This is a genomic window from Kitasatospora sp. NPDC029367, from assembly GCF_055569135.1.
The window spans coordinates 19,427-30,317 of the sequence record NZ_JBVHYH010000099.1 but is presented as its reverse complement, the minus strand read 5'-3'; the positions used below and the strand labels follow the sequence as shown (position 1 = coordinate 30,317).

Below are 10,891 nucleotides of genomic sequence, written 5' to 3'. Positions count from 1 at the left end.
GCTCGCCGTTGGCGGTCTGAAAATCACCCGTCACGCCCCTCTCCGCACCCACCCCCTCCACCGCCCCCTCCCGCAGCGCGTCCCTCTCGCCTTGGTCGGGTGAGGGGGAGGGGGTGGTGGGGGTGGGTGGGTTGGTGCGGGTGGGGTGGGGAGGTGGGTGGGGGGTTGGGGTGGGTGGGTTGGTGCGGGGGTGGGTTGGTGTGGGGGTGGGGTATGGGTGTCGGTATGGGTCTTGACGAGATGGTGCCGGCGACTGAGGCCGGGCGGGATGGGTTGCGGGCGATTTTGGGGGCGCCGGGGGATGCGGTGGTGGCGCTGGACTTCGATGGGACGTTGGCGCCGATCGTGGCGGATCCCTCGCGGGCGCGGGCGCATGCGGGGGTGGTGGGGGTTTTGCGGGGGTTGGCGGGGGTGGTGGGGGCCGTTGTTGTGGTGACCGGGCGGCCGGCGGGGGTGGCAGCGGAGTACGGGGGGTTTGCCGGGGTGCCGGGGCTGGTGGTGCTGGGGCACTACGGGGCCGAGCGGTGGGAGGCGGGTGAGCTCTCGGCGCCGGAGGTGCATCCGGGGGTGGCGGGGGTGCGGGGCGCGTTGCCGGGGGTGTTGGAGCGGGTGGGGGCGCCCGAGGGGACGTGGGTGGAGGACAAGGGGCGCTCGGTGGCGGTGCACACCCGGCGGACGGGGGAGCCGGAGCGGGCGTTGGAGTTGTTGCGGGGGCCGGTGGGGGAGCTGGCGGAGGAGTACGGGCTGGTGGTGGAGCCCGGGCGGTTGGTGCTGGAGCTGCGGCCGCCGGGGGTGGACAAGGGGGCGGCGCTGACCGGCTTCCTGCGGGAGCGCGGGGCGCGGTCGGTGCTGTACGCGGGGGACGACCTGGGGGACGTGGCGGCGTTCCGGGCGGTGGAGGGGTTGCGGGCGGAGGGGCTGGCGGGGTTGTTGGTGTGTGCCGGCGCGGTGGGGGACGCGCCGGTGCGGGAGCTCGCCGACCTGGCGGATGTGGTGGTCGACGGCCCCGACGGGGTGGTGGAGCTGTTGGGGGCTCTGGGGGAGGCTCTCAGAGGGCGTTGAGCTGGTCGAGGAACCACTGCTGCGGGGGGAGCGCGGTGGCCGCGGCGGCGAGGCGCTTGGTGCGGTCGGCGCGTTCCTCGGGGCTCATGGTGAGGCCGGTGTGCAGGGCCTCGGCGGTGGCGATGACGTCGTACGGGTTGACGGTGAGGGCGTCGTCGCCGAGTTCGGCGTGGGCGCCGGCCTCGCGGGAGAGGACGAGGGCGCAGCCGTGGTCGGAGACCACCGGGACCTCCTTGGCGACCAGGTTCATGCCGTCCCGGATCGGGTTGACGAGGGCCACGTCGGCGAGCCGGTAGGCGGCCAGCGAGCGCGGGAAGTCGTCGTTGACGTGCAGGATCAGGGGTTGCCAGGTGGGGGTGGCGAATTCGGCGTTGACGGCGGCGGCGAGTTCCTGGACCGCGGCGGTGTAGTCGCGGTACTCGGCGAGGTCGGTGCGGGACGGGTAGGCGAAGGCGATGTGGACCACCCGGTCGTGCCACTCGGGGTGGGTGCGGAGCAGGTGCCGGTAGGCCTGGAGGCCGCGGACGATGTTCTTGCTCAGCTCGGTGCGGTCGACCCGGACGATCGTGCGGCGGTCGCCGACGGCGGCCCGGAGGGCGGCGAGGCGCTCGTCGACGTCGGGGCGGTGGGCGCGTTCGCGCAGGAAGTCGGCGTCGGCGCCGAGGGCGTGCACGCCCAGCTGGGTGGTGCGGCCCTGGTGGGTGACGGTGAGGGCGGCCGGGTCGAAGACGGCGCCGAGGAGGTCCTCGCAGCAGGCGGCGAAGGCGCGGGCCCAGCGTTCGGTGAGGAAGCCGGCCCGGTCGGCGCCGAGGATGCCGGTCAGGACGGCCCGGGCGACGTCGTCGGGGAGCAGCCGGTAGTACTCCGGCGGGGCCCACGGGGTGTGCGAGAAGTGGCCGATCCGCAGGTCGGGGCGGGCCTCGCGGAGCAGCGCCGGGGTGAGGGAGAGGTGGTAGTCCTGGACCAGGACGGCGGCTCCCGGGGCGGCTTCGGCGGCCAGGGCGGCGGCGAAGGCGGCGTTGTACGCCTGGTAGGCGGCCCATTCGGTGCGGAAGTCGGCGTCGAAGGAGGGCGCGGTGGGGGTCGCGTAGAGCAGGTGGTGGACGAACCAGAGGGTGGAGTTGGCGACGCCGTTGTAGGCGCGGGCGAAGGTCGCCGGGTCGATGTCGAGCATCCGTACGGCCTGTCCGCCGACCTCGTGCCCGGCGCGGTCGAGGCGGCCGTCGGGGGCCTCCCGGGCGGCTCTGTGGTCGGCGTCGCCCAGGGCCGCGCAGACCCAGACGGCGGTGGGGTCGTCGATCGCGGACAGGCCGGAGACCAGGCCCCCGCCGCCGCGGCGCAGGGTCAGCGTGCCGTCGTCGGCGGTGCCGAAGGACACCGGTCCCCGGTTGGAGGCCACCAGGACGGGGGCGGTTCCGGTCGCACTCGAACGTTCGGTCGTGAGATCGCCCATGGTTGGGATGTTGCCTGGGGGTCCGGGTGGCAAACCCGTCAACGACGGGTGGCGTACTCGGGGACGGTGTGCATCGGGGGGCGTTCCAGGGCCGTCACGGGGTGGGTGTGGGCGGTGAAGGCGCGGGTGTGCGGGTCGCGGGTGAACTGGGTGAGGTGGGGGTGGACGAGGTCGGCGGAGGCCTTGAGGCGGTGCGAGCGGTCGAGGCGTTCCAGGGCGGTGCGGTAGATGGTGGCGGCCATCCGGCCGAGGGCCTGGCCGTCCTGGTGGCGGTGGTGCCGGACGCCGACGTCGACCTGGGCGAGGGCGTCCAGGCCGACCAGGTCCAGGGCGTCGATCAGGAGGCCGATCTCGACGCCGTAGCCGGTGGGGAAGGGCAGCCGTTCGAGCAGTGAGCGGCGGGCCGCGTACTCGCCGCCGAGGGGCTGGACGAAGCCGGCGAGTTCGGGCCAGTGGAGGTTGAGCAGGGGGCGGGCGACGAGTTCGGTGACCCGGCCGCCGCCGGTGGGGACGATCGCGCCGGTGTCCCCCGCTGCGGAGCCGCCGACTTCGAGGGGGCGGTCGTACATGGCCTTGACCAGGTGGATGTCGGGGTCGGTGAGCAGCGGGCCGACGATGCCGGAGACGAAGGCCGGGTCGAACTCGCGCAGGTCGGCGTCGATGAAGCAGACGATGTCGCCGCGGGTGACCAGCAGCGAGCGCCAGAGCACCTCGCCCTTGCCGGGGACGGCGGGCAGCCGGGGGAGGATCCGGTCACGGTGTTCCACCCGGGCGCCGGCCTCGGCGGCGACGGCGGCGGTGGCGTCGGTGGAGCCGGAGTCGACCACGACGAGTTCGTCGACGAGTGGGATCCGGTCCATGAGCTCGCGCCGGACGGTGCGCACGATGTCGCCGACGGTGGCCTCCTCGTCGAGGGCGGGGAGGACGACGCTGACCGTCCGGCCGGTGCGCCGCTTGGCGGCGAGGAGGGCGTCGACCGGCCGATCGGCCGCGCTCCACGAGCGGCGGCGGAGCCAGGACGCCGCCTGCGGGAGGAGCGCGTGGGTCGGTTCGGCGGGCACGGTGACTCTCCTCGGCGGGATCGGGTGGGACGGGTCATCTCGCTTGGCGGACGGTCCCGTTCAGGTTTGACGCCTTCGGATACAGTCTTCGTACAGCGGCCGGACCTTTGCACGCCGGGGTCGCCGCTGCGCACCACCACAATTTCACAAGCTCATCCAGAGGGACTGAGGGAACGGCCCGTTGACGTCCCGGCAACCTTCTCGCTCGGCTGTCGTCGACAGGCCCCGGCGGGACAGGTGCCAATTCCGGCCTGTGGCGCGTCCGCGCCGCGGGGAAGATGAGGAGAGAGGCCTCCGCCATCATGGCTATCGACACCGTCGCACCCGTTTCCGTCGACCTCGGCCCCGCCGCCGCGCTGTCCTGTCGGGAGTGCGGGACCCGCTTTTCGCTCGGCCCCAGCTTCGCCTGTGCGGAGTGCTTCGGGCCGCTGGAGATCGCCTACGAGTTCGGCAGCGAGCGCGCCGAGGAGCTGCGCAAGCGGATCGAGTCCGGCCCCGCGTCCATCTGGCGGTACGCGCCGCTGCTGCCGGTGCCGGCCGACGTCGCCTCCAAGCCCAACCTGAACCCCGGCTGGACCCCGCTGGTGAAGGCGGACAACCTGGGCCGGGAGCTCGGGTTCACCGCGCAGCTGCACGTCAAGGACGACTCGGGCAACCCGACGCACTCGTTCAAGGACCGGGTGGTGGCCTGCGCGATCGAGGCGGCCCGGGCGTTCGGCTACACCACGCTGTCCTGCTCGTCGACCGGCAACCTGGCGGGTGCGGTGGGCGCGGCGGCGGCCCGGGCCGGGTTCCGCTCCTGCGTGTTCATCCCGCACGACCTGGAGCAGGGCAAGGTCGTGATGGCCGGGGTGTACGGCGGTGAGCTGGTCGGCATCGAGGGCAACTACGACGACGTGAACCGCTTCTGCTCGGAGCTGATCGGGGACCCGGCCGGCGAGGGCTGGGGCTTCGTCAACGTCAACCTGCGGCCGTACTACGGCGAGGGCTCCAAGACGCTGGCCTACGAGATCTGCGAGCAGCTCGGCTGGCGGCTGCCGGAGCAGATCGTCATCCCGATCGCCTCGGGCTCGCAGCTGACGAAGATCGACAAGGGGCTGCAGGAGCTGATCAAGCTGGGCCTGGTGGAGGACCGGCCGTACCGGATCTTCGGCGCCCAGGCGGAGGGCTGCTCGCCGGTGTCGGCGGCGTTCAAGGCCGGCCGGGACGTGATCAGGCCGGTGAAGCCGGACACCATCGCCAAGTCGCTGGCGATCGGCAACCCGGCGGACGGCCCGTACGTGCTGGACATCGCCCGGCGGACCGGCGGCGCGGTGGAGGACGTGACGGACGCGGAGGTGGTGGCGGCGATCCGGCTGCTGGCCCGGACCGAGGGGATCTTCGCCGAGACCGCGGGCGGGGTGACCGTCGGCGTGTTGAAGAAGCTCGTGGAGACCGGCCTGCTGGACCCCGCCAAGGAGACCGTCGCGATCAACACCGGGGACGGCCTCAAGACGCTGGACGCCGTCTCCGAGGCGGGCATGACCGCCGTCATCCGCCCGACGCTGGACTCCTTCCACGCCGCCGGCCTCGCGTCCGCCTGATCCACCCCCCACCCCGCTAGGAGAGTCATGAGCGCCACCGTCCGCATTCCCACCATCCTGCGCACCTACACCGGCGGCGAGGCCGAGGTGACCGCCGAGGGGGCCACCCTGGGCGAGGTCATCGCCGACCTGGAGCACAACCACGCGGGCATCGCGGCCCGGATCCTGGACGACACCGGCAAGCTGCGCCGCTTCGTCAACGTGTACGTGAACGACGACGACGTGCGGTTCGCCGACGGTCTGGCGACCGGGATCACGGACGGTGCGAGCGTTTCGATCATTCCGGCGGTGGCCGGCGGCTGCTGAGCCGTTCCCGCCGTTTCCCGGCCGTCCGCGCGTACGGAATTCCACTCTCCGTGCGTGCGGGCGGCCGCTTGCATTTCGGCGGGAATATTTTCGGTCGGAGTCGGAGTAGAGTGTGGCTCTGCTGGGAACAGGGCTTCCCCTTCCGGCAGTGGGTGCTTCGCCGGAGCTCGTCCGGACGCTGAGACCGCCCCGGGGCCGGGGCCGTGAAACATGTCAGGCAGATGTCAGAATTCCTGCAGGCATTTGAGTAATTCGTCCGCTATGTCCGGCGCTGATTGCCGATTTTCTCCCGGTTTGTTCGCTCTTGTCTCTTGACGGGGCTGCGGAATTCCCGGCGGCTGACCCTGTTGCAGAGGGCGTCGATCCGGATACATTCAGCGGCGGTCGACGTAATCAGCCGCTCACGGAAGCCGTCCGGCGCCCCGGTGCGGAGGATTGCGGCGTGCACGGCTGCGCCCAGGGGGGGTTCCCCGGGCCGGCCTTCAAACCAGACCCGGGCCCGCGACCTGCGGGCCCGTGAAGGGCCAGCACAGCACTAGGGGAGTTCGGAATGGCTCAGGGCACCGTCAAGTGGTTCAACGCGGAGAAGGGCTACGGCTTCATCGCGGTCGACGGTGGTGCGGACGTCTTCGTCCACTACAGCGCGATCCAGATGGACGGCTACCGCACCCTCGAGGAGGGCCAGCGGGTCGAGTTCGAGATCTCCCAGGGACAGAAGGGCCCGCAGGCGGACATGGTCCGCGCGGCGGTCTGACCTCTTCCGGCACCCAGGAGCTCGGCGCGGCCCACGGCTGGTGACCACTCGCTTCTCGACGGGCCCGTACGACACGCGTCGTACGGGCCCGTTCGCGTTCCCCGGGCGGGCCGTCCGGGCTCCCGCGCGGGGGCGGACGGTGGCTCGCGGGTCGGTCATTGGGCTTGCACTCGACCACCCGGAGTGCTAATCATTGGCGTTAGCACTCACAGTGTGAGAGTGACAGCGGACCGGGTCGGTGAGGCCCCCGGGAGCGGCAGGGGAATGGACCTCCGCGCACCAGGGCCGTCCGTCGCGGGCACCCCTTGGTCCGAGCAGTCGACCGTGTCCCGGAGGACCACTTCTGATGGCCAAGATCATCGCCTTTGATGAGGAAGCTCGCCGCGGCCTTGAGCGTGGCATGAACCAGCTCGCCGATGCAGTGAAGGTCACGCTCGGCCCCAAGGGTCGCAACGTCGTGCTGGAGAAGAAGTGGGGCGCCCCCACGATCACCAACGACGGTGTCTCCATCGCCAAGGAGATCGAGCTCGAGGACCCGTACGAGAAGATCGGTGCGGAGCTCGTCAAGGAGGTCGCCAAGAAGACGGACGACGTCGCGGGTGACGGCACCACCACCGCCACCGTGCTCGCCCAGGCCCTGGTTCGCGAGGGTCTGCGCAACGTCGCCGCCGGCGCCAACCCGATGGCCCTCAAGCGCGGCATCGAGAAGGCCGTCGCCGCCGTCTCGGACCAGCTGCTGGCCCAGGCCACCGACGTGGAGACCAAGGAGCAGATCGCCTCCACCGCCTCCATCTCCGCCGCCGACACCCAGATCGGCGAGCTCATCGCCGAGGCCATGGACAAGGTCGGCAAGGAAGGCGTCATCACCGTCGAGGAGAGCAACACCTTCGGTCTGGAGCTCGAGCTCACCGAGGGTATGCGCTTCGACAAGGGCTACATCTCCGCCTACTTCGCCACCGACCTGGAGCGGATGGAGGCGACCTTCGAGGACCCGTACATCCTCATCGCCAACTCCAAGATCGGCTCGATCAAGGACCTGCTCCCGCTGCTGGAGAAGGTCATGCAGAGCGGCAAGCCGCTCGTCATCATCGCCGAGGACGTCGAGGGCGAGGCCCTGTCGACCCTGATCGTCAACAAGATCAAGGGCGTCTTCAAGTCCGTCGCCGTCAAGGCCCCGGGCTTCGGCGACCGCCGCAAGGCCATGCTCGGCGACATCGCCGTCCTCACCGGCGGCACCGTGATCTCCGAGGAGGTCGGTCTCAAGCTGGAGAACGCCGGCCTGGACCTCCTGGGTGGCGCCCGCAAGGTCGTCATCACCAAGGACGAGACCACCATCGTCGACGGTGCCGGTGACAGCGACCAGGTCGCCGGCCGCGTGAACCAGATCCGCGCCGAGATCGAGAACAGCGACTCGGACTACGACCGCGAGAAGCTCCAGGAGCGCCTCGCCAAGCTGGCCGGCGGCGTGGCCGTCATCAAGGCCGGCGCGGCCACCGAGGTGGAGCTCAAGGAGCGCAAGCACCGCATCGAGGACGCCGTCCGCAACGCCAAGGCCGCCGTCGAGGAGGGCATCGTCGCCGGTGGTGGCGTCGCGCTGCTGCAGGCCGGTGTCGCCTTCGACAAGCTGGAGCTGGAGGGCGACGAGGCCACCGGTGCCAACATCGTCCGCGTGGCGCTGGAGGCCCCGATCAAGCAGATCGCGACCAACGCCGGCCTGGAGGGTGGCGTCGTGGTGGAGAAGGTGCGCAACCTCCCCGCCGGTCACGGCCTGAACGCCGCCACCAACGAGTACGTCGACCTGATCGCCGAGGGCATCATCGACCCGGCCAAGGTCACCCGCTCCGCGCTGCAGAACGCCGCCTCCATCGCGGCGCTGTTCCTCACCACCGAGGCCGTCATCGCCGACAAGCCGGAGAAGGCCGCCGCGGCCGCCGGCGGCGGCATGCCGGGCGGTGACATGGACTTCTGATCCTGGTCGGACTCCGATCGGATCGGCTGATCCTCGTCCGCGTGGGCGGTTCCCTTCGGGGGGCCGCCCACGCGGCGTTTGGGCCCCGGGGCGTTTCGGCCTCGGGCCTGTGTTTTGAACCCATGGGCGGGCCGCGGAGAATGGACGGATGGCTTCCGACGACATCGAGACCGCCCTGCACAACGCCCGGGCCCTGATCCTGGCCGACCTCACCGCGCGGGACGTGGCGGACGCCGCCGTCGTCTCGCTGGTGGAGCAGGCCGTCACCCACCGCCGCTGGTGGCTGGAGCAGTGGCCGGACGGCACCGACTACGTGCTCGGGCTGGTCGCCCAGGACGTCCAGGACGCGCTGCTGGAGGCGTACGGCCGGTGGCCGCTGTGCACCACCTGCGCGGCCGACGGGGACCCGCACGCGCTGGGCGTGGAGCCCGAGTTGGGGCCGGAGCCGCACTGGGTGTGCGGCAAGCAGGGGGCCGTGGTGGCGCCGGTGGGGGAGTTGGGGGCCTAGTTCTCCAGGTGCTGGAGCTCGGTGGTCAGGTTGGTGCGGGCGGTCGCGGCGAGGCGCCGGTGGGCGTCGGGGGTGCGGTAGAGGGCCGGGAGCGCCAGCAGGTGGCGCAGGACGGCGGCCCGGCCGGTGCGGAAGTCCGGCTCGGGGACGAAGGCGTACTCCTCCCGGACAGCGGCCGCGTAGGCCGCGTAGGCATCGGGGGTGCCGCCGAGGACGGCGAGGTCCGCGTCGCAGAGCACCTCGCCGTCGCGGTCGCCGGGGGCCGGGTCGTGGCCGACGGTGAGCAGGACCAGCCGCTCGACCTCGGCGACGCGCTCGGCGGGCAGGCCGGCGGCGGTCAGCGCGCGGACGGCGAGGGCGGCGCTGCGCTCCTCGTTCTCGGTGCGGTCGGGGCGGTACACGGCGTCGTGGAACCAGGCGGCGAGCCGGACGGTGTCGGCGTCGGCGGCGTGCCCGGCGAGCGCGTCGACGTGGTGCAGGACGGCGCGCAGGTGCTCGGTGGTGTGGTACCGGCGGCGCGGGTCCGACCAGCGGCGCAGCAGTTCACGGCCGTACGGTTCGGGGTCGTCGGTGGCGCCGCAGCGGTGCAGCAGGGCGGTCCAGGCGGTGAGCAGGTCCTCGGTCGGCATGGGGCACATTGTGGCGGGTCCGGTCGGGTCGGATCGGCGCGGGCCGGTGCTGGACCTATAGGTAGGTTGACGATATATGTAGTCGTATGACAGAACGCTCCATGCAGGAGCCCACGCTGCTGCTGCTCACCGCCCTGGCCGACCAGCCCAGACACGGCTACGCGCTGATCCAGGAGATCGCCGCCATCTCGGACGGCCGGGTCAAGATGCGCACCGGCACCCTGTACGGCGCCCTCGACCGGCTGCTGGGGCAGGGCCTGATCGAGGTCGCCGCCGAAGAGGTGGTGGACGGACGGGCCCGGCGCACCTACGCGCTGACCGGGGCCGGCCGGGACGCGCTGGCCGCCGAGGCCGGACGGCTGCGCGCCGTGGCCACCGAGGCGGAGCGGCGACTGACCAGGATCCGGTCGATGCTGCCGGGCCGGGCCGGGGAGCGGCCCGCGACAGGGGGAGGACTCTCATGACCATGCCGGTGATCGGTCCCGCGCCCTCGGCGGTCCTGCGGGCCGCGCTGCGGCTCTACCCGGCGGGCTACCGGCGCGAGCGCGGTGCGGAACTGGCCGAGGTGTTCGCCGACACCACGGCGGCGGGCGGCCGGGTGGCCCTGGCCCGGGAGGTGCTCGGCCTGGCGGTGTACGGGCTGCGGGTGCGGCTGGGCCTGACCGGCGCCTCGGCGGCCGGGCGGCTGCTGGCGCTGGCGGCGCCGATGATCGCCGGCGCGGTGGTCGGTGCCGTCATGGTGCCCTGGGTGCTCGCCCTGGAGCGGACCACCAGGTGGCTCGCCTGGGACGACTCGTTCGGCACCCACGTCCGGGCGTTCGCCCCGCCGGTGGCCGCGCTGCTGCTCGGGGTGGCGGCGCTGCTGGGGCGGTGGACGGCCGTCCGGGCGACCTCGCTGGTCCTGGGTGCCATCGGGCTGTACAACCTGGGGCGGGCCGTCCGGGTGCCGGGTCCCTTCGACGTCTGGTGGGTCGGCTACATCGGGATGGCCTCGCTGCCGTTCGTGGTGGCCGCGCTGCTGCTGGTCCTCGCGCCGACCGACCTGCTGCCCCGGCCGAACCTGCGGACCGCCGGGCTGGTGCTGGCCTCGGTGGTCGCCGGCGGGCTGCTGGAGGCGGCGCAGAGCTGGGACGACACGACCTTCCCGCTGGACCTCCAGTGGTTCGTGGTGATGCTGATCGCCCCGACGCTGCTGACCTTCACCGGGTTGCGCGGGCGGCTGGGCCCGACGGCGGTGGGGCTGGCGGTGCTGGTGCTGACCGGGCCGGGCAGCCTGTTCAACATCTGGCGGGAGTCCCGCGGGATCTCGCACCTGCTGCCGATGGCGGTGCCGGTGGTGGCCGTGCTGGTCCTGGTGGCGGTGGCGGAGCGCCGGTTCGGCCGGCGGGCGGCCGTCGGGATGGTGCCGGGGCGGGCGTGACCGGGGCCCCGTCCCCGGCGTGATCAGGCTTCCGCCCTCGGCGTGACCGGCCCCCGCTCCCGGGGGGACCGGCCCCCGCTCCCGGCGTGACCGGCCCCCGACCCCGGCGTGACCGGAACGGGGGTGCGGGTCTCGCCGGGGGCGGG

11 protein-coding genes and 1 riboswitch are annotated in these 10,891 nt (G+C 72.5%); of the genes, 8 read left to right on the top strand and 3 right to left on the bottom strand.

What is annotated here, in order from left to right:
* The first annotated feature begins 213 nt into the window (after nt 1-213).
* A complete protein-coding gene (gene otsB / locus ACZ4W5_RS34695; protein ID WP_465659058.1) occupies nt 214-1,062 on the top strand; it encodes a trehalose-phosphatase in 849 nt (282 codons plus the stop codon).
* Here otsB and ACZ4W5_RS34690 read toward each other — a convergent pair.
* Nucleotides 1,049-2,515 carry an alpha,alpha-trehalose-phosphate synthase (UDP-forming) gene (locus ACZ4W5_RS34690; protein WP_465659057.1) on the bottom strand — a complete coding sequence of 489 codons (1,467 nt, stop codon included), beginning with the start codon at nt 2,513-2,515 and terminating at the stop codon, nt 1,049-1,051. The genes otsB and ACZ4W5_RS34690 overlap by 14 nt on opposite strands.
* Nucleotides 2,516-2,553: 38 nt before the next feature.
* Nucleotides 2,554-3,576: a glucosyl-3-phosphoglycerate synthase gene (locus ACZ4W5_RS34685; RefSeq protein WP_360245069.1), complete on the bottom strand. Its 1,023-nt coding sequence runs from the start codon at nt 3,574-3,576 to the stop codon at nt 2,554-2,556.
* Between the two features lie 149 nt (nt 3,577-3,725).
* A riboswitch (SAM riboswitch) is annotated at nt 3,726-3,861 on the top strand.
* 17 nt (nt 3,862-3,878) lie between these two features.
* On the opposite strand from ACZ4W5_RS34685, the gene thrC reads away from it, so the two are divergent.
* The 5 genes from thrC (at nt 3,879) to ACZ4W5_RS34660 (ending at nt 8,696) form a co-directional block, all read left to right on the top strand.
* Entirely contained in the window at nt 3,879-5,159 is a 1,281-nt protein-coding gene (gene thrC / locus ACZ4W5_RS34680) for a threonine synthase (protein ID WP_465659056.1), read from the top strand.
* Nucleotides 5,160-5,186: 27 nt separating this feature from the next.
* Complete coding sequence (locus tag ACZ4W5_RS34675) at nt 5,187-5,465, top strand: MoaD/ThiS family protein (protein WP_360245063.1); 279 nt, start codon at nt 5,187-5,189, stop codon at nt 5,463-5,465.
* Between the two features lie 550 nt (nt 5,466-6,015).
* Nucleotides 6,016-6,219 carry a cold-shock protein gene (locus ACZ4W5_RS34670; RefSeq protein ID WP_030289665.1) on the top strand — a complete coding sequence of 68 codons (204 nt, stop codon included), beginning with the start codon at nt 6,016-6,018 and terminating at the stop codon, nt 6,217-6,219.
* A gap of 346 nt (nt 6,220-6,565) precedes the next feature.
* Nucleotides 6,566-8,188: a chaperonin GroEL gene (groL, locus tag ACZ4W5_RS34665; RefSeq protein WP_360245060.1), complete on the top strand. Its 1,623-nt coding sequence runs from the start codon at nt 6,566-6,568 to the stop codon at nt 8,186-8,188.
* Nucleotides 8,189-8,336: 148 nt separating this feature from the next.
* Nucleotides 8,337-8,696, top strand: a complete 360-nt coding sequence (locus ACZ4W5_RS34660) for a hypothetical protein (RefSeq protein WP_360245057.1) — start codon at nt 8,337-8,339, stop codon at nt 8,694-8,696.
* On the opposite strand, the gene ACZ4W5_RS34655 is transcribed toward ACZ4W5_RS34660, so the two are convergent.
* On the bottom strand, nt 8,693-9,325 hold the full coding sequence (locus ACZ4W5_RS34655; RefSeq protein WP_465659053.1) for an HD domain-containing protein: 633 nt from the start codon (nt 9,323-9,325) through the stop codon (nt 8,693-8,695). The two genes, ACZ4W5_RS34660 and ACZ4W5_RS34655, sit on opposite strands and share 4 nt — an antisense overlap.
* Before the next feature lie 86 nt (nt 9,326-9,411).
* Between ACZ4W5_RS34655 and ACZ4W5_RS34650 the strand changes: the two genes are divergently transcribed.
* Together ACZ4W5_RS34650 and ACZ4W5_RS34645 are read left to right on the top strand one after the other, a co-directional pair.
* Entirely contained in the window at nt 9,412-9,789 is a 378-nt protein-coding gene (locus ACZ4W5_RS34650) for a PadR family transcriptional regulator (RefSeq protein WP_360245051.1), read from the top strand.
* The gene (locus ACZ4W5_RS34645; protein ID WP_360245048.1) at nt 9,786-10,745 is read left to right on the top strand and encodes a hypothetical protein; all 960 of its coding nucleotides are present in this window, start codon (nt 9,786-9,788) and stop codon (nt 10,743-10,745) included. The genes ACZ4W5_RS34650 and ACZ4W5_RS34645 overlap by 4 nt, the downstream gene beginning before the upstream one ends.
* Nucleotides 10,746-10,891: the final 146 nt, after the last annotated feature.

What these genes read in the sequence shown, in the direction of transcription:
- ACZ4W5_RS34670 (WP_030289665.1), top strand. Translation starts at nt 6,016, where the DNA reads ATGGCTCAGGGCACCGTCAAGTGGTTCAACGCGGAGAAGGGCTACGGC.
- groL (WP_360245060.1), top strand. Translation starts at nt 6,566, where the DNA reads ATGGCCAAGATCATCGCCTTTGATGAGGAAGCTCGCCGCGGCCTTGAG.
- ACZ4W5_RS34660 (WP_360245057.1), top strand. Translation starts at nt 8,337, where the DNA reads ATGGCTTCCGACGACATCGAGACCGCCCTGCACAACGCCCGGGCCCTG.
- ACZ4W5_RS34675 (WP_360245063.1), top strand. Translation starts at nt 5,187, where the DNA reads ATGAGCGCCACCGTCCGCATTCCCACCATCCTGCGCACCTACACCGGC.
- thrC (WP_465659056.1), top strand. Translation starts at nt 3,879, where the DNA reads ATGGCTATCGACACCGTCGCACCCGTTTCCGTCGACCTCGGCCCCGCC.
- otsB (WP_465659058.1), top strand. Translation starts at nt 214, where the DNA reads ATGGGTGTCGGTATGGGTCTTGACGAGATGGTGCCGGCGACTGAGGCC.
- ACZ4W5_RS34690 (WP_465659057.1), bottom strand. Translation starts at nt 2,515, where the DNA reads ATGGGCGATCTCACGACCGAACGTTCGAGTGCGACCGGAACCGCCCCC.
- ACZ4W5_RS34655 (WP_465659053.1), bottom strand. Translation starts at nt 9,325, where the DNA reads ATGCCGACCGAGGACCTGCTCACCGCCTGGACCGCCCTGCTGCACCGC.
- ACZ4W5_RS34645 (WP_360245048.1), top strand. Translation starts at nt 9,786, where the DNA reads ATGACCATGCCGGTGATCGGTCCCGCGCCCTCGGCGGTCCTGCGGGCC.
- ACZ4W5_RS34650 (WP_360245051.1), top strand. Translation starts at nt 9,412, where the DNA reads ATGACAGAACGCTCCATGCAGGAGCCCACGCTGCTGCTGCTCACCGCC.